The organism is Methylobacterium sp. ARG-1, assembly GCF_001262595.1.
Lineage (GTDB): Bacteria > Pseudomonadota > Alphaproteobacteria > Rhizobiales > Beijerinckiaceae > Methylobacterium > Methylobacterium brachiatum.
The window spans coordinates 73,767-96,561 of record NZ_LHCD01000003.1 but is presented as its reverse complement, the minus strand read 5'-3'; the positions used below and the strand labels follow the sequence as shown (position 1 = coordinate 96,561).

Genomic DNA, 22,795 nt, shown 5'->3' with positions numbered 1-22,795 from the left:
TCTAGTGCTCGCCGGTGAGGTCGGTGATGGCTTGGAAGGTCGGCGCCGGGATCGCGGTGCTCCTCGGATTGGTCGGCGTGGCGGCAGGGCTCGGCAGCGATGCCGATCCGCGCCGGGCCGGCTGGCGCGAGGCCTATCGTCCGCCCGCCGAGATCCCGTTCCCCAGCGAGAATCCCTACTCGGCCGCCAAGGCCGAGCTGGGCCGACGGCTGTTCTTCGACCCGATCCTGTCCGGCGACGGCACCCGGACCTGCGCCACCTGCCACCTCCCGGACCTCGGCTGGGGTGACGGGCGCGCCCGCGCCGCGACGCGCATGCAGGGCGAAATGGACCTGCGCACGCCGACGCTGATCAACGTCGCCTGGCAGGACGGCCCGATGGGCTGGGACGGGAAGTTCCCGTCCCTCGAATCCGTCGCCGCGATGCCGATGACCTCGCCATCCAACATGAACCTGCCGATGGCTGACGCGCTGGCCCGGCTCAGCGCCGATGCGCGCTACGCCTCCGCCTTCGCCAGCGCGTTCGACGATCCCGCGATCACCCGTGAGCGGCTGGAAGCGGCGCTGGCGACCTTCGAGCGCCTGATCGTCGCCGGGACGACCCCGTTCGACCGCTGGATCGCCGGCGATGAGGCGGCCATCGGCGCGGCGGCCAAGCGCGGGTTCGACCTGTTCAACGGCCGGGCCGACTGCGCGAGCTGCCATTCCGGCTGGTCGTTCACCGACAATTCGTTCCACGATATCGGCGTCGGCACCGGGACCGACATCGGTCGCGGCCGGTTCAAGCCGACGTCGGTCGCCCTGCGCTACGCCTTCAAGACCCCGACACTCCGGGAGATCGGCCGCCGGGCGCCCTACATGCACGACGGCTCGGCCCCGACCCTGGAGGCGGTGATCGATCTCTACAACCGCGGCGGCATCGACCGCCCGAGCCGATCCCGGGCCATCAAGCCGCTCCATCTCAGCGCAACGGAGCGGGCCGACCTGCTGGCGTTCCTGGGAACCCTCGCGACGGAACGGAGCCGCGACCTGACGACGGCCTCGTTCACCACCGCGGTCCCGGCGCCGTAACGGCGGCCCGGTCGACCGGGACGGGCATCGCGCGCAGGGATGACCCAGGGACACTCAATCCGCGAATGTCACGCACCATTGAGCTGCTTGGCTGCGCAAAATGCCGGGTGGCCTGCCCAAGCCAGAGGGGTATCCCGATCGCACCCTCATGCTCAGGTGGGAGCGAAGCGAGCCTTGCAGGAGCCCTCCAGCTGGCCACGCGATCCCGGGAGGCCCCTTCGAGGTCTGGCGATCTTCGATCGCAGGGCACCTCAGCATGAGGAGCATGAGGGCGCGGATGGGAAAGCCGCTTCAACGCGTTTCCCGAGCCGCTCACACAACACCCGCCGCATCGGCGGACGGGCAGCCGAACGGGCGTTGTGCGAAGGGCCCCGCTCTATCCCAACCGCGCTCGTCAGCGGGCGAGCCCTTGCTGGGGCGCACCGGTCACGCGTCGCTCGCATGCTTCGAGCGCGGCGGCGAACCGGGCCTCGCCGACCGTGTATTGGTGGGACAGGCTCGCCAGGCTGAGAAGGATCCAGACGCTGCCGAGGACGCTCGCCACCACCACGCCGAGCAGCACGTAGATCGTCCGGGTGTTGCGCCGAACCTCGATGGACAGGTCGTGGACGAGCTCCCGGTTGCCTTGAGAGAGGGCGTCTCTCGCGGCAACCAGCTCGTTGTGCATCTCGCTGATGACGTGGGTGGCGTTGTACAGCAGCAGAAGGTGGACGACGAAATCGTCGTCCGTGGTGGTGTTGAGAGCGGCCGCGACGCGCACGGCGAGCTGCCGCTCCCAAGGCAGGAGTTCCCGGCCGTGAACCGTCCGGTAGAACCGCTCGAGGTTGTTCACGGACGGAAGGCCTCGCGCCAGGCCGTGTGGAAGTTGCGCCGCAGGCGCCGTCCCTCGACGCGCAGGCGCATCGGCGCGGTGGTTGCAAGCTCCAGCCAGGTTATGTGCTGGATCCGCAGGGCCTCGATCAGGCGCTCGCCGATCCGCTCGATCTCGATGGTGCGGAAGTTCGGCTGCGCCTTCAGCTGACGGAACACGTCGGAGGCTTCCAGGTAATCGAAGTTGGTCGCCTGGGCGGTGTTCTTGGCCAGGATCGCCCGGTCGCATTCGAGCAGCAGCGGCCGGAGCTCTCGGAGCACGTCCAGGGCGGTGGGATCGACGGCGCCGGCGGCTACGACCACGCAGAGGCGGATCTTATCCTCGCGGCAGCTCTCGACGATGATCTCGGTGCTGCGCCGGGTCGTCTCGGTGTCGCCCGCCGGGAAATCGACCACGACGAAGCGCTCGGCAGCGTCGGATACGCGCTCGATCAGGTCCTGCACCAGGGTCGGGTCGACGCGGCCGGTGGAATCCTCCGCGCGCAGGCGCTGCCGGAAGCAGGAGACGCCCGGGCGGCGCGGAACGAAGTTCTGGCTGCCCGGCTCGGTCTCGCGCATCAGCGCCGTGTGGAAGTGCCGGTTGGCCGGATCGGTGTCGACCGCCAGGACGGGGCCGACCTCGGCGCAGAGATCGGCGATTTGCAGGGCGATGGTCGTCTTGCCGACGCCGCCCTTGCCGCCGAGGCACAGGATCAGGACCTTCGAATTCCCCGAGCCGAGGAGATCCTGCTGGATGTCCTGGAGTTCGGACGGGGTGTACCAGGCCGGAACCTTGAGCTGCGTGGCGTCGGTCATAGAAATCTCCTTGGTGTGAATGGCGCAGGGCTGCGTTCGCGCGGGCGTGGCTGCGGCGCGTGAAGACGGTCCTGCGGAGGTGTCAGAGTTCGTGTCGTCGATCCGGGCCCGGCCCGGTGGCGGATGGGCCGGATATCGGCGCCGACCGCGGGCCGGCGCCGCCCGTGCGCGTCAGGAGGCCGGACGCTCTCAAGCAGCCGGTCCCCGGTTGTACCCGGGCGCTGAAGCGGAAGCCGCGTGCCACGGCTGCCTGACGCCCAACCGTGGCATCGAGCCGACCAGGTCGGGACCGGGAATAGTTGCCCACTTCACGCCTTGCACTCCATTGCCGGCCCGGTACCGCGGCGGGGCCGCGCCCGATCGCAGCCCGGGCGGCGTCGCGCAGGACAGAGAGTTCGCCCAGCTCTCGGCGCAAGGCAAGCCTATAAGTTCCGATGTTGACAGCTTATCCTCAGTTATAAAGCCAAAATCGAAGAATAATTTCCGCGCAATTTTCGCAACTTTCCAGACTAATTCTTCCGAAACAGCTTCCTTCTATAAGTACAGAACCGCCATTTGCAAATTAAATCAACAAATATGCGCCGAAAACAAACAGACTCCATCTCAAATCACACGGCAGCGCGGCCACAGCCGCTTAGAAACGGGAGGGTCGCCGATGCGACAGCGCCGACGTCCGGAGACATGCCCCTGGAACGCTGCTGAACGGAGCGGGGATCGGTGGGCGGCTGTCCGGGCCTGGATCCGGATCCCTGCCGCGGTGCAACCGGCCATCGCCTAGGTTGCACGCGCAATTCACAGCGTTAACCTTCCACTCATATTCATTAACAAACTATTGGCGAAGAGCTGAAGAGGCTATCTAAATAGCCCGGTAACCACGGTGTCGGCAGGCACCGGCGAGGCTCCGATGTCAGCATTCAAGAATAAGCGCACCTCCACCGGATACGCCCTCGCCACCGCGGGAGCGGCGAGCCTCGCGGCCACGAGCGAGGCGCAGGCCCATGTGAAGTGGTTTTGCGCCTACGATGTCGCCGGGCAGCCGCAGGGCCTCGAACAGGTGCTGTGCGCGAATTTCGAGGGGCTGACCGTGCTCGCCCTGGTCTGCCTGATGTTCGGGTGCCTGGCCGAGGGAACGCCGCTGGGCGGCGCGCTGCTCAACGCCCTCGACCGCGTGACCGCCCGGATCCGCACCGACACCGAGCTGCTGGTGCGGGCCACGCTGGGCTTCTTCTTCGTCTCACTCTGGGAACTCGGCGGCATCATCCTGACCCCCGAGCTGAAGACTGATGTCGCCTGGATCCCGTGGTTCCAGCTGGCGCTCGCCGGCTGCCTGATCTGGCGCCGCACCATGCCGCTCACAGGCCTGGGCATCGTGTTCCTGTTCAGCTTCGCCACGGCGCAGTACGGCGTCTTCCACCTCGCCGACTACCCGATCTTCCTCGGCGTGGCCGTCTACCTGATCTGCCGCGGCCTCGACCTCGCGCCCTTCGGCCTTCGTCCGCTCGACATCGTCCGCTGGACCGCCGCGATCACGCTGATGTGGGCGTCGATCGAGAAGTGGGCCTACCCGCAATGGACCGATCCGCTGCTCGCCGCCAAGCCGCAGATGACGCTCGGCGCGACCCCCGAGCTGTTCATGCAGGCCGCCGGCGTCATCGAGTTCACCCTGGCCTTCGCGCTGATCTGGACCCCGCTGGTCCGGCGTTGCGCGGCGATCATCCTGGCCGCGATCTTCGTCTCGGCGGTGTTCGAGTTCGGCAAGGTCGATGCGATCGGCCATTCCGGGATCATCGTGGTGCTGATCGGCATCGCCGCCGACGACGTCCGGATGGCGGTCCGCGCCCGGCACGTGGTGCTGGCCCCGGCCTGGTACGGGGCCGCCCTGGCGCTGTTCCTCTTCCTCTACTACGCCGGCCACGCGGCCCTGTTCGGCGGCTTCGAGACGCTGCCGGTGATCTGACGGGCGCTCAGCGCGCCGCGACCAGCGGTGCGAACACGTCGGTCAGCCCGGTGATCAGGATCTGGGTCCCGACGCAGAGCAGCAGGAAGGCGAACAGGCGCCCGGTCACCCGGGCCCGGGCCGGGCCGATCAGCGCCACGACCCGGTCGGCCGAGGCGTAGATGAGCGCGACCGCGAGCGCCACGACCAGGGCCGCCAGGGTGACGCCGATATAGAAGCCGAACCGGTCCGCGTAGGCGGCCGGCCGGTTCGACCCCAGGGTGATCGCCACCGCGATGGTGCCGGGCCCGGTGGTGAACGGCAGGGTCAGGGGGAAGAACGCGATCTCGGCGAGCGGCGCCGGCGCCGGATCCCCGCCGGTCTCGATCAGCGTCGTGGCACCGCGATCCTTCGAGCCCGACGCCTCCGCCTGCTTGCGCGCCTCGCGCGCCTCGGGTCGGTTGAGCTGGTTCCAGGCCGAGGACATCACCACCAGCCCCCCGGCGATCCGCAGGGCCGCCAGGGTCACGCCGAAGAAGTTGAGGATCGGCGTGCCGGCCCAGAGGGCGCCGAGCATCACCAGGGCGGCGTAGACCCCGATCTTGCGCGACAGCAGCACCCGCTCGGCATGACTGTAGGCGCTGGTCACCTGGGCGAAGATGAAGGCCCCGCCGATCGGGTTCACGATCGCGATCAGGCCCGAGAGGGCGAGCAGGAACTGCTGGATTGTGAAATCGATGCTCATGAGGGCCGCCGCCTAGACCAAGCGGCCCGTAACGGCCAGCCTCTTGAGCCGGTCAGCCCGGGGAGGGCGCCGGCACCAGCACCCGGGCCGGCGACAGGCGGCGGGCGCGGCGGACCTGCTGGACCGCCACCGGGCGGTAGAGCTGCTTGGTCGCGTCGACCACGTGCAGGCCGGCAAAGGGCAGCGCCAGTCCGGAGCCGAGCCGCTCCCAGGCCGGTCCCGTGCGCAGCATCAGCCGCGAGCGCACCGGCGGCATGTACAGGGTCTCGGCCCAGCCCTCGGGCGAGAACAGGGTGTCGCGCATCAGCCGGCCGAGCTGCGACCGGCTGTAGGGCTGGCCGTGGCCGAAGGGTGTCGCCTCGCGTCGGGCCCAGACCCCGCGCCGGTTGGGCACGACGAGGATCATCCGGCCCCCCGGGGTCAGCGTGCGCCAGACCTCCTGCAGCAGCTCCGTCGGGCTCTCGACCGATTCCAGCGCGTGGACCAGCACGACCCGGTCGATGGCGGCCTCGGGCAGCGGCATCATGGTCGGGTCGGCCAGCGCCGTGCAGGAACGGCCGGAGCCCGGCCAGTTCACCACCCCTTGCGTCGCCGGCATGAAGGCCAGGGTCCGCTCGGCGATGCAGTGGATCGGCCCGAGATACGGCGTCGCGTAGCCGATCCCGAGGACGCGCAGACCCGAGACGGAACCCAGAAACCCGTGGAGGGCGCGGGCGACGACGCGGTGCGTCTCGGCCCCCAGGGGGCTGGCGTAGAAGGCCCGCAGGCCGTTGACGTCGAGACGCATGGAGGAACGGGAGAATGAGGCCGGGACGACGATCCTCACTCAATGGTGGGCCGCGATGCCCGCGGCAAGCATCTCGGGATGTTCCGGCGGTGGAACCGGGCTTGATCGCCGCCGGTTCACGGCAGCAGATTTCGCGCTTCGCCGCGCCTTGCGAATCTTCGCGCCTCCTGACGAGGGACTCCAATGGCTGCCGAGACCGAGATCCGAACCTTCCTGTGCCGCAGCGACAATATCGGGGTCTTGATTCACGATCCCGTCAGCGGCGCCTGCGCGGCGATCGACGTGCCCGAGGCCGGCCCGGTCCTGAAGGCGCTGGGTGAGACCGGCTGGCGCCTGACCGACATCCTGGTCACCCATCGGCACGGCGATCACGTCGAGGGCATTTCGGCGGTGAAGCGTGCCACCGGGGCCCGAGTGGTCGCGCCGGCCAAAGCCGGCAACGCGGTCCCGGACGTGGATATGACGGTCGGCGAGGGCGACACCGTGCAGGTCGGCGGGCTCACGGCCCAGGTCTGGGAAACCCCCGGCCACTGCGCCGATCACGTCACCTACTGGTTCGAGGAGGCCGGCCTGGTCTGTTCGGGGGACACGCTGTTCACCCTCGGTTGCGGCCGGGTGATGGAGAGCCCGCCCGAGACCCTGTGGCGCTCCCTGCGGCGGTTCGAACACCTGCCCGACGCAACGCGGGTGTTCAGCGGCCACGATTACGTCCTGTCCAATGCCCGCTTCGCCCTGGCGGCGGAACCCGACAACCGCGATCTGTTGGCGCGCAAGGCCGAGGCCGAGCGGGCCAAGGCCGAAGGTCGTTTTCTGATTCCCTCGACAATGGGCGATGAGCGCGCGACCAATCCGTTCCTGCGTGCGAGCCTACCGACGCTGGCTAAGTCAGTGGATCTTGCGCCCGGCACAGATCCGGAAGCGGTGTTTGTTGCGCTGCGTGCGTGGAAGGACCGCTTCTAGGACCGGTGATAACCAAGAAAATTTTGTTGCGTTCTCAAGCCGAACTGACACATACCCTGTGCAAGCGGTCCAATCCGCTCGGTCAACGGGCTCCCGGGGGGAAGCCGTAACGTCAACGCGAAGCGCCGGGACGCTTCCGCCGGTATGATGGGGGTCCGTCTCGCCCTACCACCTGTCCACCTCCCGCCTTCCGCTTCCGTTCCTTAAGCCAGAATCCGACGGGGCTAAGGAAGAGGCGCTCAGCGCAAAGTCCAAGATTTCTACAACAGACACGAATGCCAGTGACGCGCTTCGCGACACCGGCGAAGGGGCGGCCCCGTCGCGTCCCCGCGCGCCGGTCGCAGCCGATGTACGGTTGCTCGGTATCGCCACCGAGCACCTGTCCCGACTCGGACCCAAGCGCGTGACGGTGGTCGCCGTCGCGGCGGAAGCCGGGATGACGCATGCCAACGTCTACCGCTATTTCCCATCGAAGGACGCGCTCCTCGACGCGGTGGCCGGACGCTGGCTGCGCGAGGTCGAGGCGCGACTGGCCGGCATCGCCGACGCGCCGGACCCGGCCGACGACAAGATCGAGCGGCTGCTCACCGCCCTCGCGACGGTTCAGCGCGACGCCTTGTTCGACGAGCCCAACCTGTTCGCCGTCCATCTGGACGCCACGGTCTCGGCCCGGCCCATCGCCCGGCGGCACCGGGTGCGCCTGCGCAGCCTGGTGGAGCGCGTGGTCGAAGAAGGCATCACCTCGGGGATCTTCTCCGCCCGGGACCGAGAGCGGGCGATCGCCTACATCTTCGATGCGAGCTATCGCTTCACCCATCCGCTGGCGATCCAGCACGATGCGGAAGTCCCGCGCGACCTGATCGAGGCCCGGTTCGGCGCGGTCATCCACGCGATCCAGCGGGTCCTCCGCTCCGGGATTCTCTGACGCCGCAAGCGCGCGGCTCAACGTCTGCTACCGCATTCCAAGGCCCGGACATCGCGTCCGGGCCTTTCGCGTTTCAGCCCCTCCGATCGGGGCGCGATCCACAGGGTGGAACCGGACCGAAATCGGCGAAATGACAAGCTTTCGGATGTGTCATCCCGGCTTTCCGGGTTGGCCAAGCCAGAGTGCAGCGCCCCTAAAACCCTCACGTCATTGACGTTTCATCGCCATGCACTCCCTCGCGCGAGCGCTGGCGCGAGCCGAACCACCCCGGCTGCAACCGGCCATCGGGTTGAAGCGCCGAGGCTTTTCGGTCACACAGCCGCGCAGATTCCAGAGCGGCGAATCCCGCGTCGGGCCCGGCCAACGGACGGTCCCGACGCCTCGCCGATCCCACCGAAGACGACACGCAGCGGAGGTTGATCCGACATGGCTCGCAACAAGATCGCGCTCATCGGTGCCGGCCAGATCGGCGGCACCCTGGCCCTCCTGGCTGGCCTGAAGGATCTCGGCGACGTGGTGCTGTTCGACATCGTCGACGGCGTGCCGCAGGGCAAGGCGCTCGACATCGCCGAGGCCGCCCCGGTCGAGGGCTTCGACGCGACCTATGCGGGCGCGAGCGATTATTCCGCCATCAAGGGCGCCGACGTTGTGATCGTCACCGCCGGCGTGCCGCGCAAGCCCGGCATGAGCCGCGACGACCTGATCGGCATCAACCTCAAGGTCATGCAGGCGGTGGGCGAGGGCATCAAGAGCTACGCCCCGGACGCCTTCGTGATCTGCATCACCAACCCGCTCGACGCGATGGTCTGGGCCCTGCAGAAGTTCTCGGGCCTGCCCACCAACAAGATCGTCGGTATGGCCGGCGTGCTCGACTCGGCCCGCTTCCGCCACTTCCTGGCCGACGAGTTCAAGGTCTCGGTCGAGGACGTCACTGCCTTCGTGCTCGGCGGCCACGGCGACGATATGGTCCCGCTGGTGCGCTACTCGACGGTGGCCGGCGTGCCGCTCCCCGATCTGGTCAAGCTCGGCTGGACCACCCAGGAAAAGCTCGACGCCATGGTCGAGCGCACCCGCAAGGGCGGCGGCGAGATCGTCAACCTGCTCAAGACCGGCTCGGCCTTCTACGCGCCCGCCGCCTCCGCCATCGCGATGGCCGAGAGTTACCTGCGCGACAAGAAGCGGGTCCTGCCCTGCGCCGCCTATCTGGACGGCCAGTACGGCGTGAAGGGCATGTTCATCGGCGTGCCGATCGTCATCGGCGCCGGCGGCGTGGAGCGCGTCCTCGAAGTCACGTTCGACCCGGCCGAGAAGGCGATGTTCGACAAGTCCGTCGCCTCGGTGACCGGCCTGATCGAAGCCTGCAAGGGCGTCGACAGCAACCTCGCCTAAGATACGGCCCGGAGCGGCACGGTTGCAGCCGAGGCGGGGGCCGGTCACGGTCCCCACAGGCGGCTCGTCGCGTCGCTCTCCGCTCCTTGCTTCTCGCTCCTCATCAAGAGGCCCCGATGAACATCCATGAATACCAGGCCAAGGCCGTGTTGAAGGAGTTCGGCCTGCCGATCTCCCGCGGCGTGGCGATCTTCGACCCGTCGGAGGCCGAGGCCGCCGCCAAGGAACTCGGCGGCCCGGTCTGGGTCGTGAAGAGCCAGATCCACGCGGGCGGCCGCGGCAAGGGGACCTTCAAGGACGCCCCCCAGGGCGCAAAGGGCGGCGTGCGGGTCACCAAGTCCATCGACGAGGTGAAGCAGTACGCGAGCGAGATGCTCGGCCAGACCCTGGTGACGATCCAGACCGGTCCGGCCGGCAAGCAGGTCAACCGCCTCTACATCGAGGAAGGCGCCCAGATCGCCGAGGAATTCTACCTCTCGATGCTGGTCGACCGCGCCACCGGCGGCGTCGCCTTCGTGGTCTCCACCGAGGGTGGCATGGATATCGAGGCGGTCGCTCACGACACGCCCGAGAAGATCCACACGATCCCGGTCGATCCCGCCACGGGGGTGATGCCCCACCACGGCCGCGCGGTCGCCAAGGCCCTCGGGCTCACCGGCGCCCAGGCCAAGGAAGCGGCGGCGCTGACGGAGAAGCTCTACACCGCGTTCGTGTCCAAGGACATGAGCATGCTCGAGATCAATCCGCTGGTGCTCACCGCCGACGGCCATCTCAAGTGCCTCGACGCCAAGATCTCGTTCGACTCGAACGCGCTCTACAAGCACGCCGACATCGTCGCGCTGCGGGACGAGACCGAGGAGGACGCCAAGGAGATCGAGGCGTCCAAGTACGACCTCGCCTACATCGCGCTCGACGGCACGATCGGCTGCATGGTCAACGGCGCCGGCCTGGCCATGGCGACGCTCGACATCATCAAGCTCTACGGCGAGAGCCCGGCCAACTTCCTCGATGTCGGCGGCGGCGCTTCTGAGGAGAAGGTCACGGCGGCGTTCAAGATCATCACCGCCGATCCGCAGGTGAAGGGGATCCTCGTCAACATCTTCGGCGGGATCATGAAGTGCGACGTCATCGCCCGCGGCGTCATCGCCGCCGTCAAGGCGGTGGGCCTGCAGGTGCCGCTGGTCGTGCGCCTCGAAGGCACCAACGTCGAAGAGGGCAAGGACATCATCCGGGGCTCCGGCCTCAACGTGATCCCGGCGGACGACCTCGACGACGCCGCCCAGAAGATCGTCGCCGCCGTGAAGGGAGCCTGATCATGTCGGTGATGATCGACGCGAACACCAAGGTCATCTGCCAGGGCTTTACCGGCAAGAACGGGACCTTCCACTCCGAGCAGGCCATCGCGTACGGGACCAAGATGGTCGGCGGCACGAGCCCCGGCAAAGGCGGCTCGACCCATCTCGGCCTCCCGGTCTTCGACACGGTGGCGGAGGCCCGCGAGGCCACCGGCGCCGACGCCTCGGTGGTCTACGTGCCGCCGCCCGGCGCCGCCGACGCGATCTGCGAGGCGATCGCCGCGGAGATCCCGCTGATCGTGTGCATCACCGAGGGCATTCCGGTGCTCGACATGGTCAAGGTCAAGCGGGCGCTGACCGGCTCGAAGTCGCGCCTCGTCGGCCCGAACTGCCCCGGCATCGTCACCGCCGGCCAGTCGAAGATCGGCATCATGCCGGCCAACATCTTCCGCCAGGGCTCGGTCGGGATCGTGTCGCGCTCGGGCACGCTGACCTACGAGGCGGTGTTCCAGACCACCAATGCCGGCCTGGGCCAGACCACGGCCGTGGGCATCGGCGGCGACCCGGTGAAGGGCACCGAGTTCATCGACGTGCTGGAGCTGTTCCTGGCCGACCCGAAGACCGAGTCGATCGTGATGATCGGGGAGATCGGCGGCTCGGCCGAGGAGGAGGCCGCCCAGTTCCTGAAGGACGAGGCCAAGCGCGGGCGCAAGAAGCCGATGGTCGGGTTCATCGCCGGCCGCACGGCGCCTCCGGGCCGCCGCATGGGCCATGCCGGCGCGATCATCTCGGGCGGCAAGGGCGGCGCCGAGGACAAGATCGCCGCCATGGAGGCCGCGGGCATCCGCGTGTCGCCGTCGCCGGCCCGGCTCGGCTCGACGCTCGTCGACGTCCTCAAGGGCTGAGGCGTGCGCCTGCGTCGCGGCCCGCGCAGGGTCGCGACCCCCATATCGACGGGACGGGGCGGTCTGCCGCCCCGGATCACTTTCAGGGCGATCCGCCCCGCGAGCGGGTCGCCGTAAGGGCAGCCAGCCTGCCCGCGCGACAGGATGAACGGACCATGGCACGCCAGGACGTGAACGAAGCGCTTCTCGAAACCTCGTTCCTCTACGGCGCCAACGCCGCCTACATCGAGGAATTGCAGGCGGCCTACGCCCGCAACCCAGCCTCGGTCGATCCGGAATGGCAGACCTTCTTCAAGGGGCTCGGCGAGGACGAGACCCTGGTCGAGAAGAACGCCGCGGGCGCGTCCTGGGAGAAGCCCAACTGGCCGGTGCCGCTGAACGGCGAGCTGGTCTCGGCGCTCGATGGCAATTGGGGCGCCCTCGAGAAGGCGGTCGGCGACAGGATCGTCGCCCGGGACGCCAAGGAGGCCAAGCCCGGCAAGCCGGTCGACAGCGTCGCCGCCACCACCGGCGTGTCGGTGGAGCAGGCGACCAAGGACTCGGTCCGGGCGATCATGCTGATCCGCTCCTACCGCATGCGCGGCCATCTGCACGCCAAGCTCGACCCGCTGGGCCTGGCCCCGCGCGGCGACCACGAGGAGCTGCACCCGCAGCATTACGGCTTCACCGAGGAATCCGATTGGGACCGCCCGATCTTCCTCGACAACGTGCTCGGGCTTCAATTCGCGACGATCCGCGAGATCGTCGACATCTTGGAGCGGACCTACTGCCAGACCCTCGGCGTCGAGTTCATGCACATCTCCGATCCGGCCGAGAAGGCGTGGATCCAGGAGCGCATCGAGGGCAAGGACAAGGAGATCTCCTTCACGCCCGAGGGCCGGCGCGCCATCCTGAACAAGCTGATCGAGGCCGAGGGATTCGAGAAGTTTCTGGATCTTAAGTATACCGGCACCAAGCGCTTCGGCCTCGACGGCAGCGAGGCGATGATCCCGGCTCTCGAGCAGATCATCAAGCGCGGCGGCGCGCTCGGCGTGCGCGAGATCGTGCTCGGCATGGCCCATCGCGGCCGGCTCAACGTGCTCACCAACGTGATGGCCAAGCCGTTCCGGGCTGTCTTCCACGAATTCAAGGGCGGCTCCGCCTCGCCGGCCGAGGTCGAGGGCTCGGGCGACGTGAAGTATCACCTGGGCGCGTCCTCGGACCGCGCCTTCGACGGCAACAACGTCCACCTCTCGCTCACCGCCAACCCGTCCCACCTCGAGATCGTCGATCCGGTGGTGCTCGGTAAGGTCCGGGCCAAGCAGGACCAGTGGGCCAAGCCGCACATCCAGCGCGCCGCCGTGCTGCCGCTGCTGATCCACGGCGACGCCGCCTTCGCGGGCCAGGGCGTGGTCGCGGAGTGCTTCGGCCTGTCGGGGCTGAAGGGCCACCGCACCGGCGGCTCGGTGCACTTCATCATCAACAATCAGATCGGCTTCACCACCGATCCGCGCTTCTCGCGCTCCTCGCCCTATCCGTCGGACGTGGCCAAGATGGTCGAGGCGCCGATCTTCCACTGCAACGGCGACGATCCGGAGGCCGTGACCTTCGCGGCCAAGGTGGCGGTCGAGTACCGGCAGAAGTTCGGCAAGCCGGTCGTGATCGACATGCTGTGCTACCGCCGCTTCGGCCACAACGAGGGCGACGAGCCGGCCTTCACCCAGCCGAAGATGTACCAGCGGATCCGCAAGCACCCGTCGGTGCTGGAGACCTACGGGCGCAAGCTCGTCGAGAACGGCACCCTCGACCAGCAGGCGCTGGACGCCCGCAAGGCCGAGTTCCGCCAGATGCTCGACAGCGAACTCGACGTCGCCACCAACTACAAGGCCAACAAGGCCGACTGGCTGGACGGCCGCTGGGCCGGCTTCAAGGCGGTGCACGAGGATGTCGACGATCCGCGCCGCGGCCGTACCGCGGTGCCGGCCGAGACCCTGCAGGAGATCGGCCGCAAGATCACCCAGGCGCCCCCCGGCTTCCACCTGCACCGCACGATCCAGCGGTTCATGGACAACCGCGCCAAGGCAGTCGAGACCGGCGCCGGGATCGACTGGGCGACCGCCGAGGCCCTGGCCTTCGGGGCGACCCTGCTCGACGGCAACCGGGTCCGGCTCTCCGGCCAGGATGTGGAGCGCGGCACCTTCTCGCAGCGCCACGCGGTGGTGATCGACCAGGAGAATGAGCAGCGCTTCACGCCGCTCAACGCCATCCGCGAGGGCCAGGCCTCGATCGAGATCGTCAACTCGATGCTCTCCGAGGAGGCGGTGCTCGGCTTCGAGTACGGCTACTCCCTGGCCGAGCCGAACGCCCTTGTCCTCTGGGAAGCCCAGTTCGGCGACTTCGCCAATGGCGCCCAGGTGGTAATCGACCAGTTCATCGCGAGCGGCGAGCGCAAGTGGCTGCGCATGTCCGGCCTGGTGCTGCTGCTGCCGCACGGCTACGAGGGCCAGGGTCCCGAGCATTCCTCCGCCCGCCTGGAGCGCTACCTCCAGGCCTGCGCCGAGGACAACATGCAGGTGGCCAACGTCACCACCCCGGCGAACTACTTCCACATCCTGCGCCGGCAGCTGAAGCGGGACTTCCGCAAGCCGCTGGTGTTGATGACGCCGAAATCGCTGCTGCGCCACAAGCGGGCAGTCTCGACGCTCGACGCCCTGGCCGAGGGGTCCACCTTCCACCGCGTCCTGTGGGACGATGCCGAGGAGGAGGGCGCCCCCAACAAGCTCGTGCGCGACGACAAGATCCGCCGCGTCGTGCTGTGCTCCGGCAAGGTCTATTACGACCTGCTGGAGGAGCGGGAGAAGCGCGGGCTCAACGACATCTACCTGATGCGCGTCGAGCAGCTCTACCCGTTCCCGCTCAAGGCGCTCGCCACCGAGATGGGCCGGTTCCGCAACGCCGACGTCATCTGGTGCCAGGAGGAGCCCAAGAACATGGGCGCCTGGTCCTTCGTCGAGCCCTATCTCGAATGGGTGCTCGGCCAAGCGGGATCCGCAGTGAAGCGCGCCCGCTATGTCGGCCGCCCGGCCTCCGCATCCACGGCCGTGGGCCAGATGTCGAAGCACCAGGCCCAGCTCCAGGCGTTCCTCAACGAGGCGCTCGCGGTCTGATCTCTGGGACCCGCTGAGTTTTCGAGACCTGGCGGCGACCCGCTCGGGCCGCCGCCCTCAATCTCCAGGCCGTCCGGCACGGCCCAACCGATCCGGAAGTGCGAAAGACCATGGCTACCGACATCCTCGTCCCGACGCTCGGCGAATCCGTGACCGAGGCCACCATCGGCCGCTGGTTCAAGAAGCCCGGCGACACGGTCGCGGCCGACGAGCCGATCGTCGAGCTCGAGACCGACAAGGTTACCCTGGAGGTCAACGCCCCGGCGGCCGGCCAGCTCGGCGAGATCCTGGCCAAGGACGGCGAGACCGTCGAGCCCGGCGCGCTGCTCGGCTCGATCGTCGAGGCCGGCGCTTCGGCTGGCGGCAAGAAGGCCGCCGCGAAGGAGGCCCCGAAGGAGGCCGCCGAGACCAAGTCCGAGAGCCGCAGCGAGGCGCCCAAGGCCGCTCCGTCCGCCAAGGCAGAGGCGCCGGCCCAGGAATCCTCCGCCGGCTACGGCAACCACGGCGATGCGGGCGCCCCCGCGACCCAGCAGCGCCCTAGCGGCGATAACGGCCCGGCGGTGGCCAAGCTCGCCCGGGAGAGCGGTCTCGACCCGTCCGGCATCAACGGCTCCGGCAAGGACGGCCGCGTCACCAAGGGCGACATGCTTGGCGCGATCGCGAAGGGCCCGGCCCCGGCCGCCGCCCCCGCCAAGGAGGCTCGCCCGACCCTGCCCCGCGCGCCCTCGGCGCCGGACGATGCCGCGCGCGAGGAGCGCGTGCGCATGACGAAGCTGCGCCAGACCATCGCACGCCGCCTCAAGGACGCGCAGGATACCGCCGCGATGCTGACGACGTTCAACGACGTCGACATGTCGGCTGTTATGGCCCTGCGCAGCCAATACAAGGACATCTTCGAGAAGAAGCACGGTACGAAGCTCGGCTTCATGGGCTTCTTCACCAAGGCGGTGATCGGCGCTCTCAAGGACGTGCCGGCGGTCAATGCCGAGATCGACGGGCAGGATCTCGTCTACAAGAACTACTACCACATCGGCATTGCGGTCGGCACCGATAAGGGCCTGGTCGTACCGGTGGTGCGCGACGCCGACGACCTGTCCATCGCCGGCATCGAGAAGACCATCGCCGGCTTCGGCAAGAAGGCCCGCGACGGCAAGCTGTCCATTGAGGACATGCAGGGCGGCACCTTCACGATCACCAACGGCGGCATCTACGGCTCGCTGATGTCGACCCCGATCCTCAACGCCCCGCAATCGGGCATCCTTGGCATGCATCGCATCGAGGAGCGCCCGGTGGTCCGGGCCGGCAAGATCGAGGCGCGGCCGATGATGTACCTCGCGCTGTCATACGATCACCGGATCGTCGACGGTAAGGAGGCCGTGACCTTCCTGGTGCGGGTCAAGGAGGCCCTGGAGGATCCGGCCCGGCTCGTGCTGGATCTGTGATCGATAGGGCGGCGGAAAGATATCGGCATCGATCGGAAAGATTCGCTGATTGATGCCCACCATCGCCATCGTCGAAGGCGTTCGGATTACGATCCATCTCTACGATCACCTTCCGCCGCATCTGCACGCATTCTTCGCAGGCCAGGAGGCGAAGCTTTCGATCGTCACGGGCGAAGTCCTCAGCGGGGCTTTGCCGCGTGCGAAACTCGAGGCCATCCGCACGTGGCTGGCTGCCAATCGCGAACAGGTTTCCTATGTGTGGCGAGAAATCCGGGCCGGTCGCTACAGCGGGGGAATAATCGAATGAAGACGCATCGGATCGCCTCCGTGGGGCCCCTTCAGTATCCGACGCTCCGTGTCACGTTCGACGACGGCATCGCCGGTATCCTCGACTTGTCGGACCTAATTGCCGAAGGCGCCATCTTCGCGCCGCTGAAGGACGGAGCCTATTTCCGGACGGTGGCTGTCGGTGAAGGTGGCCGGACCTTTGGCTGGAATCTTGAAGCCGTCGGCCATGAGATCGATTTCTGCCCCGACGCGACGCGGATCCGGATCGAGACCCAGATCGTCGAGGATCTCGCGAGCCGATATGAATCGGCCCAGGCTGCAGCCGCATGAGTGAACCCATGAACGGATCAAGCGTCGCCATCGTCACCGGCGGCAGCCGCGGCATCGGGCGGGCGGTGTCGCTGCTCTTGGCAGAGCGCGGCTACGCGGTCTGCCTGAGCTACGTCTCCGACTCGGCCGCGGCCCAGGCGGTGGTGGATGCGATCACTGCCAAGGGCGGCAAGGCGCTGGCGGTGCGCAGCGATGTCGGCGTCGAAGCCGACGTACTCGCCCTGTTCCAGGTGGCCGACGGGCTCGGCCGGCTCGCCGCGCTCGTCAACAACGCCGGCGTGGTCGACATGAAGTCGGACGTGGCTGACATGAGCGCGGCCCGGCTCCAGCGGATGATGAACACCAACGTCGTCGGCAGCTTCCTGTGCGCCCGGGAGGCGGTGCGGCGCATGTCGACCAAGCGCGGCGGGGCAGGGGGCGCCATCGTCAACCTGTCCTCGGTGGCCGCCCGCCTCGGCGGCCCCGGCCAGTTCGTCGATTACGCCGCCTCGAAGGGCGCGATCGATACGCTGACCATCGGGCTCGCCCGCGAGGTCGCCGCGGAGGGCATCCGCGTCAACGCGGTGGCGCCCGGCATCATCGCCACCGACATTCATGCCAGCGGCGGCGAGCCCGACCGGGTCGAGCGCCTCGGGCCCGGCGTCCCGATGGGCCGCGCCGGCACCGCCGAAGAGGTCGCCGCGCCGATCGCGTGGCTGATCTCGGAGGAGGCGTCCTACACCACGGGCGCCATCCTCGACGTCGGCGGCGGCCGCTGAGCCCAACCTGTCCATCTCCCTTCTCTCCGACCGCCCCAGGCGGCATGACCGACCGGAAGCGAACTCCCATGTCCTACGATCTCGTCGTCATCGGCACCGGCCCCGGCGGCTATGTCTGCGCGATCCGCGCGGCACAGCTCGGCCTGCGGACCGCCGTCGTCGAGAAGCGTGCGACCCACGGCGGCACCTGCCTCAATGTCGGCTGCATCCCGTCGAAGGCGCTGCTTCACGCGTCCGAGGCCTTCGAGGAGGCGAACAAGCACTTCGCCGATCTCGGCATCGAGGTCAGCGGCGTGAAGCTCGACCTCAAGAAGATGATGAGCTTCAAGGCCGAGGGTGTGGCCGGCAACACCAAGGGTGTCGAGTTCCTGCTCAAGAAGAACAAGGTCGACACCTTCCACGGCACCGGCAAGATCGCGGGAGCCGGCCGGGTTGAGGTCGTGTCCGAGGATGGCGGCAACCAGATGCTCGAGACCAAGAGCATCGTCATCGCCACCGGGTCGGACGTGACGCGCCTGCCGGGCGTCACCATCGACGAGAAGGTGGTGGTCTCCTCCACGGGCGCCCTCGAGCTCGACCGGGTGCCGAAGAAGCTCCTGGTGATCGGCGCCGGCGTGATCGGGCTGGAGCTCGGCTCGGTCTGGCGCCGGCTCGGCGCCGAGGTCACCGTCGTGGAATATCTCGACCGGATTCTGCCCGGCATGGACGGCGAGGTCGGCAAGCAGTTCCAGCGGATCCTGACCAAGCAGGGCATCCAGTTCAAGCTGTCCACCAAGGTGACCGGCGTCGAGGTCGGCAAGAAGGGCGCGAACGTCACCGTGGAGCCGGCCGCGGGCGGCGAGGCGGAGATCCTGCAGGCGGATGTGGTCCTCGTGGCGATCGGCCGGGTGCCCTACACCGAGGGGCTCGGCCTCGACACGGTCGGCGTGCAGCGCGACGACAAGGGCCGGATCCTCACGGATTCGCACTACGCGACCAACGTCACCGGCATCTACGCGATCGGCGACGTGATCGCCGGGCCGATGCTCGCCCACAAGGCCGAGGACGAGGGCGTCGCGATCGCCGAGATGCTGGCCGGGCAGTCCGGCCACGTCAATTACGGGGTGATCCCGAACGTGGTCTACACCTTCCCGGAGGTGGCTTCCGTCGGCAAGACCGAGGAGGAGCTGACCAAGGACGGCATCGCCTACAATGCCGGCAAGTTCCCGTTCACGGCCAACGGCCGCGCCAAAGCGAACGGCACCACGGACGGCTTCGTGAAGGTGCTGGCCGATGCCCAGACCGACCGGGTGCTCGGCGTGCACATCGTCGGGGCGGATGCCGGCAACCTGATCGCCGAGGTCGCGGTGGCGATGGAGTTCGGGGCCTCCTCCGAGGACATCGCCCGCACCTGCCACGCGCACCCGACCCTGACCGAGGCGGTCAAGGAAGCGGCGCTCGCCGTGTCCAAGCGCGCCATCCACGTCTGATCGGTAAGACCCGGCGCGGGATCAGGCGATCTTGCGCCGGGCGTTCGGCAGGTCGGCGATCCGCAGGAGCGCGCTCGGCGCCGGCGAAGCGGTGAGCGCGTTCAGAAGATATGGCCGACGCAGCCCCAGGGCATTGTGCAGTGCCAGGTCGATGTCGCGGGGGTAGAACGGCATCCGCAGAACGGCATCCACCCCGAAATAGCGCCCGGCCTGGGCGATCGGCTCCAGCTCGGCGGTGGTCAGCAGGGTGATCCGGGTTGCCAGGCCGAGCGGCTGGAGCTGGCAGGCGAGCTCCATCCCGTCGATGCCGCCGAGCTTCACATCGATGAACGCGAAGTCGTAGGCACCGAGCTTCAGCTGCTTGAGGGCGTGGCGGCCGCAATCGGTCTCCTCGAGCTCGATCGCGAAGCCGCTGCGCGCCACCACCCGGCTGATCGCGGTCCGCCCGGCAGCCGACGAGCAGGCGAGCAGAGCCCGGGTCGGGGTCCGGCGGCGGGCATCGGCATGGAGGAGCTGCTCGATGTGGCTCGGATTGAGCGGCGTCTTCAGCACCTCGTAGGCGCCGAGGCTCTGAGCGATCTCCTGCCAATGCGCCAGCACGCGGGTGGCGACCAGAACGAGGCAGGGCGGCTCGGCCCCCGCCCGGCGCGCCACCGCGACCGCCTCAGGTCCGCTCAGGTCTTCGAGCTGCAGCCCGACGAAGGCGAGACTGGGGCGTTGCCGGAGAAGGTTGTCGCACAGCGCCTGGCCCGATGTCGCCTCGGCGATCACGGCCTTTGGGTCGAAGCGTTGGACGATAGCCTTGAGGGCGGCGCGTCGCCCGGCATCGCAATCCGCGATCACGACACGGGCGGGCGACCTGGCCTCATCAAGCTCCATGGCACCGCCCCGACAGATCCAATTCCCCGATCAGGAGAATGAACGCGGATCATGACGAAGCCCTTAAACGTGCGCTCGATAAGACGCGTCGACACATATTCAGCGCAACAATCGCGTATTAGCCGCCCTTATCACTGCTATAGGCCAGTCGAGATCAGCGGCCGGCCCGGGGATGCGCCGCCGTATAAACGCTCATGAGCCGGGCGGCATCGACCTGGGTGTAGAGCTGCGTCGTCGACAGGGAGGCATGGCCGAGCAGTTCCTGGATCGCGCGCAGCTCGCCCTGGCGGGCGAGCAGATGCGTCGCAAAGGAATGGCGCAGGGCATGCGGGGTCGCGCTCTCGGGCAGGCCGAGGGCGCCGCGGGCGCGGGCCACGGTGTACTGGATGATGCGTGGCGAGAGCGCGCCGCCGCGGGCACCGACGAAGAGCGGCCCCTCCGGCGGCAGCGGCAGCGGGCAGGCGGCCACGTAATCGGCCACCGCCTGCGCGACCACCGGCAGGATCGGGACCATCCGCTGCTTGCCGCCCTTGCCCAGCACCGTCACCTGATCGCTGCCCGGAAGCGGCGCGTCGCGGCGGGTCAGGCCCAGGGCCTCGGAGATGCGCAGGCCGGCGCCGTAGAGCAGGGCCAGGACCGCGGCATCCCGAGCGAGCACCCAGGGCTCGCGCTCCTCGCCGGCCCGGATGGCCGTGTCGGTGAGCGCCACCGCGGCGGCGACCGGCAGCGGCCGGGGCAGACGCCGCGGAACCTTGGGCGCCCGCACGCCGCCGAGCGCCGAGACGCTGCCGTAGCCCTCGCGCTCCAGGAAGCGCCCGAACGAACGCAATCCCGCCAGCATCCGCATCAGCGAGCGCCCGGACACTTCCTCGGCCCGGCGCGCGGCCATGAAGGCGCGGATGTCGCGCACCTTCAGGGCCACCAGCATCGGGATGGTCGGCGTGCCCAGGCGCGACGCGAGGTGGACCAGAAACTGGCGCACATCGCGGCTGTAGGCCTCGACGGTGTTGGGCGACATACGCCGCTCCCGCGCCAAGCCGTCGGCCCAGGCATAGACCGCTTCGCGCAGGCGCGAATCACCCGGAATCAGGATCAGGTCGTCGGCCGTCTCGTGCGCGCTCATGGCTCCACTCGACCGCTTTTTCGTTGTCTTGGGCTTAACGGCCAGGGGGGAGCCGCCTCTCAGTTCAGGATCCCGTCCTTGCCCTGGAACCCGGCCAGCGGCGCGGTGAGGACGCAGTGCAGCCCGGTCTCCCGGTAATCCAGGGCGACCGCCCCGGCCACGGTGCCCGCGAAGGCGCGCTCGATCAGGCGGGTGCCGAACCCCTTGCGCGAGGGCGGGACCACCGAGGGACCGCCGGATTCCGCCCAGCTCAGCCGGAGCTGCGGGCCGTCGGCCAGGGCCTCGATCTCCCAGGTGACGCCGACATGCCCCGCCGCAGCCGACAGGGCGCCGAACTTGGCCGCGTTGGTCGCCAGCTCGTGGATCATCAGCGCCAGGGCGAGGGCCGCCTTCGGCCCGATATCGAGAGCCGGCCCCTCGACTTGCAGCCGGCCGGGTCGGGCATTGTCGTGGAGCGCCAGGGCGCCCCGGATCACCGCCTCCATGCGGGCCCGCTCGGCATTGCCGGCGAGCAGGATGTCGTGCGCCTTGCCCAGCGCCAGCAGGCGCTGCAGCAGGGCGTCGCGGGCGGAGGCGACGTCGGGCGCGTCGCGCAGGGTCTGCGAGGCGATCGCCTGGACCATCGCCAAGGTGTTCTTCAGCCGGTGGCTGAGTTCCTGGCTGAGCATCTCCCGATGCGCGTCGGCCTCGGCCTGCTGGGTCGCGTCGAGCATCACGCCGGTCATCCGGGTGGCGGTGCCGTCGGCGGTGCGGACGATGATGGCGCGGTTGAGCACCGTGGCGTAGGTCCCGTCCGCCCGCCGGAAGCGGTACCGTTCGCTCCAGCGGAGCGACGCGTCCGCGATGGCGGCGCGGACGCTGCGGCGGACGCGGTCGCCATCCTCCGGGTGGATGTGGTCGTACCACCAGTCGGTGCTCGGCTCGATCTCAGCCGGCCGGTACCCGTAGAGCGCGGACAGGCCCTCGTCCCAGTGGATCCGGCCGGTCTGCGGGTTCCAGTCCCAGATCAGGTCCGTGGTCGCCCGCGACGAGAGCCGGTAGCGCTCCTCGGAGATCGCCAGAGCGTCGCGCGCCTGGCGCTCGGCCGTCAGGGCCGCCTCCCGCTCCCGGACCGCCCGGCGCAGCTCGAGCTGCGCCATCACCTGCTGCGCCAGCGCCCGGAGGGCAAACGCCTGGTCCGGCTTCAGGCCATCGGGCCGAGGCGCCATGTCGATCACGCACAGGGTCCCGATCGCCACGCCGTCCTCGGTCCGGAGCACGGCGCCAGCATAGAACCGGATGTGCGGTGGCGCGGTCACCAGGGTGTTCTCGCAGGTGCGCGGGTCGGCCGTCAGGTCGGGGATCACCAACAGCCCGTCCGCGGAGCCCAGCGCGTGGGCGCAGACCGACTGGCTCAAGGGCGTCTCGCAGGAGGGGAAGCCGCGCCGGGCCTTGAACCATTGCCGGTCGGCTGCGACGAGGCTGACGAGCCCCACCGGCACCGCGCAGATCTGTGTCGCCAGCGTGACGATGTCGTCGAAGGCCGGCTCGCGCGGCGTATCGAGGATGCCGTAGCTGCGGAGGACCTGGAGGCGAGCGGTCTCGATCGAGTCTGACATGGCCGGGGGCGTTGGATCGGGCAGCGGGGCCCGGGAAGCACGCGGAGGCGATCGGGATCGGTCTTAGCCGATCTTGCGCGCAGGA

20 protein-coding genes are annotated in these 22,795 nt (G+C 68.7%); 13 read left to right on the top strand and 7 right to left on the bottom strand.

Translation table 11 applies throughout. From position 1 onward, the window contains the following. The first annotated feature begins 26 nt into the window (after positions 1 to 26). Positions 27 to 1,070 carry a cytochrome c peroxidase gene (locus tag AKJ13_RS04180; protein ID WP_050732229.1) on the top strand — a complete coding sequence of 348 codons (1,044 nt, stop codon included), beginning with the start codon at positions 27 to 29 and terminating at the stop codon, positions 1,068 to 1,070. A 394-nt stretch (positions 1,071 to 1,464) separates the two neighbouring features. Here AKJ13_RS04180 and AKJ13_RS04175 read toward each other — a convergent pair whose 3' ends face one another. Together AKJ13_RS04175 and AKJ13_RS04170 are read right to left on the bottom strand one after the other, a co-directional pair. Beyond that, positions 1,465 to 1,902 (bottom strand): hypothetical protein, encoded by a 438-nt coding sequence (locus AKJ13_RS04175; RefSeq protein WP_050732228.1) that lies wholly within the window; start codon positions 1,900 to 1,902, stop codon positions 1,465 to 1,467. Then, entirely contained in the window at positions 1,899 to 2,735 is an 837-nt protein-coding gene (locus AKJ13_RS04170; RefSeq protein ID WP_050732227.1) for an ArsA-related P-loop ATPase, read from the bottom strand. The genes AKJ13_RS04175 and AKJ13_RS04170 overlap by 4 nt, the downstream gene beginning before the upstream one ends. Before the next feature lie 904 nt (positions 2,736 to 3,639). On the opposite strand from AKJ13_RS04170, the gene AKJ13_RS04165 reads away from it, so the two are divergent. Next, positions 3,640 to 4,692: a hypothetical protein gene (locus AKJ13_RS04165; RefSeq protein WP_200905583.1), complete on the top strand. Its 1,053-nt coding sequence runs from the start codon at positions 3,640 to 3,642 to the stop codon at positions 4,690 to 4,692. A 7-nt stretch (positions 4,693 to 4,699) separates the two neighbouring features. Here the strand turns inward: AKJ13_RS04165 and AKJ13_RS04160 are convergent, their stop codons facing one another. Beyond that, entirely contained in the window at positions 4,700 to 5,416 is a 717-nt protein-coding gene (locus tag AKJ13_RS04160; protein WP_007560087.1) for a MarC family protein, read from the bottom strand. A gap of 52 nt (positions 5,417 to 5,468) precedes the next feature. Continuing rightward, entirely contained in the window at positions 5,469 to 6,203 is a 735-nt protein-coding gene (locus AKJ13_RS04155; RefSeq protein WP_007560090.1) for a methyltransferase domain-containing protein, read from the bottom strand. 183 nt (positions 6,204 to 6,386) lie between these two features. On the opposite strand from AKJ13_RS04155, the gene gloB reads away from it, so the two are divergent. The 11 genes from gloB to lpdA all read left to right on the top strand — a co-directional run bounded on the left by gloB (position 6,387) and on the right by lpdA (position 19,110). Then, positions 6,387 to 7,163 (top strand): hydroxyacylglutathione hydrolase, encoded by a 777-nt coding sequence (gene gloB, locus AKJ13_RS04150; RefSeq protein ID WP_050732226.1) that lies wholly within the window; start codon positions 6,387 to 6,389, stop codon positions 7,161 to 7,163. Between the two features lie 355 nt (positions 7,164 to 7,518). Beyond that, positions 7,519 to 8,088: a TetR family transcriptional regulator gene (locus AKJ13_RS04145; RefSeq protein ID WP_007560094.1), complete on the top strand. Its 570-nt coding sequence runs from the start codon at positions 7,519 to 7,521 to the stop codon at positions 8,086 to 8,088. Between the two features lie 426 nt (positions 8,089 to 8,514). Next, positions 8,515 to 9,477, top strand: a complete 963-nt coding sequence (gene mdh, locus AKJ13_RS04140) for a malate dehydrogenase (RefSeq protein WP_050732225.1) — start codon at positions 8,515 to 8,517, stop codon at positions 9,475 to 9,477. A 116-nt stretch (positions 9,478 to 9,593) separates the two neighbouring features. Continuing rightward, positions 9,594 to 10,790 carry an ADP-forming succinate--CoA ligase subunit beta gene (sucC, locus tag AKJ13_RS04135; RefSeq protein ID WP_050732224.1) on the top strand — a complete coding sequence of 399 codons (1,197 nt, stop codon included), beginning with the start codon at positions 9,594 to 9,596 and terminating at the stop codon, positions 10,788 to 10,790. Between the two features lie 2 nt (positions 10,791 to 10,792). Continuing rightward, positions 10,793 to 11,677 (top strand): succinate--CoA ligase subunit alpha, encoded by an 885-nt coding sequence (gene sucD / locus AKJ13_RS04130; RefSeq protein ID WP_050732223.1) that lies wholly within the window; start codon positions 10,793 to 10,795, stop codon positions 11,675 to 11,677. Between the two features lie 155 nt (positions 11,678 to 11,832). After that, positions 11,833 to 14,823: a 2-oxoglutarate dehydrogenase E1 component gene (locus AKJ13_RS04125; RefSeq protein ID WP_007560102.1), complete on the top strand. Its 2,991-nt coding sequence runs from the start codon at positions 11,833 to 11,835 to the stop codon at positions 14,821 to 14,823. Positions 14,824 to 14,933: 110 nt separating this feature from the next. After that, positions 14,934 to 16,265: a 2-oxoglutarate dehydrogenase complex dihydrolipoyllysine-residue succinyltransferase gene (gene odhB / locus AKJ13_RS04120; protein WP_050732222.1), complete on the top strand. Its 1,332-nt coding sequence runs from the start codon at positions 14,934 to 14,936 to the stop codon at positions 16,263 to 16,265. 52 nt (positions 16,266 to 16,317) lie between these two features. Continuing rightward, the gene (locus AKJ13_RS04115; protein WP_050732221.1) at positions 16,318 to 16,572 is read left to right on the top strand and encodes a DUF4160 domain-containing protein; all 255 of its coding nucleotides are present in this window, start codon (positions 16,318 to 16,320) and stop codon (positions 16,570 to 16,572) included. Then, positions 16,569 to 16,883: a DUF2442 domain-containing protein gene (locus AKJ13_RS04110; protein ID WP_050732220.1), complete on the top strand. Its 315-nt coding sequence runs from the start codon at positions 16,569 to 16,571 to the stop codon at positions 16,881 to 16,883. The genes AKJ13_RS04115 and AKJ13_RS04110 overlap by 4 nt, the downstream gene beginning before the upstream one ends. A gap of 8 nt (positions 16,884 to 16,891) precedes the next feature. Then, on the top strand, positions 16,892 to 17,641 hold the full coding sequence (locus AKJ13_RS04105) for an SDR family oxidoreductase (RefSeq protein WP_050732219.1): 750 nt from the start codon (positions 16,892 to 16,894) through the stop codon (positions 17,639 to 17,641). Between the two features lie 68 nt (positions 17,642 to 17,709). Next, positions 17,710 to 19,110 (top strand): dihydrolipoyl dehydrogenase, encoded by a 1,401-nt coding sequence (gene lpdA, locus AKJ13_RS04100; protein ID WP_050732218.1) that lies wholly within the window; start codon positions 17,710 to 17,712, stop codon positions 19,108 to 19,110. A gap of 21 nt (positions 19,111 to 19,131) precedes the next feature. On the opposite strand, the gene AKJ13_RS04095 is transcribed toward lpdA, so the two are convergent. The 3 genes from AKJ13_RS04095 to AKJ13_RS04085 all read right to left on the bottom strand — a co-directional run bounded on the left by AKJ13_RS04095 (position 19,132) and on the right by AKJ13_RS04085 (position 22,710). Beyond that, complete coding sequence (locus AKJ13_RS04095; protein WP_050732217.1) at positions 19,132 to 19,989, bottom strand: response regulator; 858 nt, start codon at positions 19,987 to 19,989, stop codon at positions 19,132 to 19,134. Between the two features lie 154 nt (positions 19,990 to 20,143). Further along, the gene (locus AKJ13_RS04090; RefSeq protein WP_050732216.1) at positions 20,144 to 21,112 is read right to left on the bottom strand and encodes a tyrosine recombinase XerC; all 969 of its coding nucleotides are present in this window, start codon (positions 21,110 to 21,112) and stop codon (positions 20,144 to 20,146) included. A 59-nt stretch (positions 21,113 to 21,171) separates the two neighbouring features. Continuing rightward, positions 21,172 to 22,710, bottom strand: a complete 1,539-nt coding sequence (locus tag AKJ13_RS04085; protein ID WP_050732215.1) for a PAS domain-containing protein — start codon at positions 22,708 to 22,710, stop codon at positions 21,172 to 21,174. Between the last annotated feature and the right edge of the window lie 85 nt (positions 22,711 to 22,795).